The organism is Paraburkholderia bannensis, from assembly GCF_014200455.1.
GTDB lineage: Bacteria > Pseudomonadota > Gammaproteobacteria > Burkholderiales > Burkholderiaceae > Paraburkholderia > Paraburkholderia bannensis_A.
In genome coordinates this window covers 1-2,543 of the sequence record NZ_JACHBW010000058.1, presented here as the reverse complement: position 1 = coordinate 2,543, position 2,543 = coordinate 1, and the positions used below count along the sequence as shown (strand labels likewise).

Sequence of the window (2,543 nt, the reverse complement as noted above, 5' to 3'; positions counted from 1 at the left end):
GGGTCGCAGGACTAAACCGCTCGCGCGGTAGGGGCTACGGTCCGGCGCTGAAGGTCAGGGAGAGGCCGGTCGCGCGGTTTATGTTGGCGAGTGAGGCAATCCGCCTCGTTCTTCAACAGGAGCCGCATCATGACCTCCTCTCTACCGACCGTCAGCCCGTTGCGCCAGCGCATGATCGACGACATGCGTATGCGCCAGCTTTCCCCGAAGACGCAAGCCAACTATCTGCGCATCGTCCGCGAGTTCTCCCGATACCTCGGGCGCTCGCCTGATACCGCCACGGTCGAGGACCTGCGAACCTACCAGTTGCATCTGGTCGATCATGGCACGTCACCAATTTCACTGAACGCCGCGATCACCGGGCTCAAGTTCTTCTTCGAGACCACGCTCCACGAGCCCGAACTGATGGCCCGGATGCAGCCCGTGCGCGTGCCCCGTACATTACCGGTCGTGCTCAGCCCCGATGAAGTCCGGCGGCTCATCGCCGCCACTGGGAACCTGAAGCACCAGACGGCTCTCTCGGTCGCCTACGGCACGGGGCTGCGTGTCAGCGAAGTGGTGGCGCTGAAGGTCACAGACATCGACAGCCAGCGCATGACGCTGCGTGTCGAGCAGGGCAAGGGGCGCAAGGATCGCTACGCGATGCTCTCACCGGTACTGCTCGAACGCCTGCGGGTCTGGTGGCGTGTGGCCCGTGCCCAAGGCAAGATGCCCGACGGCGGGTGGCTGTTTCCCGGGCTCGACCCCGTCGATCCCCTCACGCCGAGGCAACTCAACCGTGCCATCCGTGCGGCCGCCGAGGCCGCGCAGATAGACAAGCGTGTGTCGATGCACACGTTGCGTCACAGCTTTGCCACGCACCTGCTCGAACAGAAGGTCGACATCCGCGTGATCCAGGTGCTGCTTGGCCACAAGAAGCTGGAAACCACCGCGCTTTACGCGCAGGTGGCCACCGACCTGCTGCGCGAAGTCACCAGTCCGCTGGAGCGCCTGGCCGCCAACTGACCCGGCGCAGTGCCTCATGCCAGAGGTCGCGGACATCTTCCGCGCCCACGGGCCAGCGTGGCGTCGCACAGTCCACCTGAGTCTCGGGCAGCTCAAGGTGATGTCGGCCATCGAACAGTGCCGCAGCGCGGCGCTGGGCGGGCATGTGCTGCGCTGTTCCGGCTGCGCGCGCACCGAGATTGCCTACAACTCCTGCCGCAACCGCCATTGCCCCAAGTGTCAGGGCAATGCCGCACGACGCTGGCTCGAAGCGCGTCAGGCCGATCTGCTGCCGGTCGAGTATTACCACATCGTCTTCACGCTGCCCGCTGCCATCAGCGCAATCGCCTGGTACAACAAGCGGGTCGTCTACGGGCTGCTGTTCGACATCGCCGCCGACACGCTGCGCACCATCGCCGCCGATCCCCGGCATCTCGGCGCGCAGATCGGCGCCACGCTCGTCCTGCACACCTGGGGCTCGGCGCTCACGCATCATCCGCACGTGCACGGCATCGTCCCTGGCGGCGGGCTGTCGCCCGACGGAGAACGCTGGATCGGCTGCCGGCCCGGCTTCTTCCTGCCGGTGCGCGTGCTCTCGCGCCTGTTCCGGCGCCGCTTCCTCGAAGCCCTCGCTGATTCTCACCGGCGCGGCCAGTTGCAGTTCTTCGGCGAGTACGCGGCGCTCGCCGATCCGACCGACTTCGCCCAGTGGCTCGCGCCCCTGCGTGCCTGCGAATGGTTTGTGTACGCCAAGCGCCCCTTTGCGGGACCCGAAGCTGTGCTCGCGTACCTCTCGCGCTATACACACCGCGTAGCGATCTCCAACCAGCGTCTGCTGGCCTTCGATGAGCACGGCGTGACGTTCCGCTGGAAGGACTATCGCGAGAAGGGGCGTACCCGCTACAAGACCATGACACTGGAGGCCGGCGAGTTCATGCGTCGTTTCCTGCTTCATGTGCTGCCCGGCGGGTTTCATCGCATCCGTCACTACGGGCTGCTCGCCAACCCGGTGCGCCGCGCCAGTCTCGCGAAGGTGCGTGAGCTGCTGCACGTCACGCCCGAATCCGAACCGCCATCCCCGGAGCCCGTCGTCGCGCTCCGGGCCGTCTTCATCTGTCGGCACTGCGGAGCCTCGATGATCGTCATCGACATCCTCCAGCGCACCGCACCGATTCGCGCGCCCCCGATGCAGGCCCGCCCATGAATGCGGCGCTTCCTCGATATCCCAACCCAACGTCGGCTTTGCGGCAACGCGGCCCACAAGCGGACGTTTGTGCCTGGCGCGTCACGCAGCCTCCCGTACGGCCACTTCCTCGTCACCCTCGCGTTAGTGCACCGCATCCTCACGACGTCTGCGCTCTCCCGGCATTCTGTTCAAGCCGCCGTCCTCCAGAAATACTGAGGATGCCAGACCATCAATCGCCATAGCCGACCGAGATTCCGAGCGTCCCGGACCACTCCGCGGTTTCCTCCCTCGAGGCTTATTCGACGCCTGCCCACACGCGCCGCGGCAAACTCACGGTCATGTGAACGAGGCAGACGTCCAATAACCCTTAACG

General features: G+C 65.7%; 2 protein-coding genes. Both read left to right on the top strand.

The genetic code is table 11. From position 1 onward, the window contains the following. Nucleotides 1-129 precede the first annotated feature (129 nt). Complete coding sequence (locus F4827_RS34790; RefSeq protein ID WP_183733970.1) at nt 130-1,005, top strand: site-specific integrase; 876 nt, start codon at nt 130-132, stop codon at nt 1,003-1,005. A gap of 16 nt (nt 1,006-1,021) precedes the next feature. Beyond that, a complete protein-coding gene (locus F4827_RS34785; RefSeq protein ID WP_183733973.1) occupies nt 1,022-2,188 on the top strand; it encodes an IS91 family transposase in 1,167 nt (388 codons plus the stop codon). The last annotated feature ends 355 nt before the right edge of the window (nt 2,189-2,543 follow it).